The organism is Coprococcus sp. LG101-27, from assembly GCF_027695515.1.
GTDB classification, from domain to species: Bacteria; Bacillota; Clostridia; order Lachnospirales; family Lachnospiraceae; genus Allocoprococcus; species Allocoprococcus comes.
This window is the reverse complement of the sequence record NZ_JAQEUJ010000060.1, coordinates 1-648: the sequence shown is the minus strand read 5'-3', so window position 1 is coordinate 648 and position 648 is coordinate 1. Positions and strand designations below refer to the sequence as shown.

Here is a 648-nt window from a genome sequence, read left to right as displayed (position 1 = left end):
AAAATAGTTGCATAGTTTACAGATTAAATTTGCATCCAGTCTTTGAAATTCATTTCTGCAATATCTATTGAAATTTGACCTTGGGATATCGAGTTCCTTACAAATCATATTCTTACTGATACCTTTTTCTTGTAACAGTTCTTCTATTCTTAATTCTAAATGTCCATAATTCATGTTCCGCACCTCTACATAAAGTATATTTATTAAATCTTTATGTAGTTTTATGTAGTAATTCACTATATAGTGAGGTACTATATAGTCAGTCCCTTGTTAATAACACAAAAGAGGTATGTACATGAAAAAGAAAATCATAGCAACAATCACAATGCTCTGTTTACTGACCGTTCTCTATAATTATCTCAGACTGCCGGACTATCATATTACTAACAGCATATCCTTTAGCAGTGCAGATACCAGAGATACTGAATTGACTGTAATTGTTTACAAATGTTGGGAAATTGATGGATTAATCAAAGACATTGAAAATGAACATAACAAAATCAATGGTACGCCTACCACCTTGGAAATCAAGCTCTATTATCCAACTTATTACTTGCACAATAATAGCAAACCATTCCGAACTACAACCATTGAATATAATAAAAAAGAATAGCACTCTATTACTGCTTTTGAAGTAGTATCGGCTAT

The 648-nt window shown here is 31.3% G+C and carries 2 protein-coding genes; one reads left to right on the top strand and one right to left on the bottom strand.

The features are described from left to right. Positions 1 to 174, bottom strand: a 174-nt coding sequence (locus tag PG766_RS16830) for a helix-turn-helix domain-containing protein (protein WP_270591405.1), incomplete at its 3' end; no start/stop codon positions are given. A 121-nt stretch (positions 175 to 295) separates the two neighbouring features. Here PG766_RS16830 and PG766_RS16825 point away from each other — a divergent pair. Continuing rightward, entirely contained in the window at positions 296 to 613 is a 318-nt protein-coding gene (locus PG766_RS16825) for a hypothetical protein (RefSeq protein ID WP_040015282.1), read from the top strand. The last annotated feature ends 35 nt before the right edge of the window (positions 614 to 648 follow it).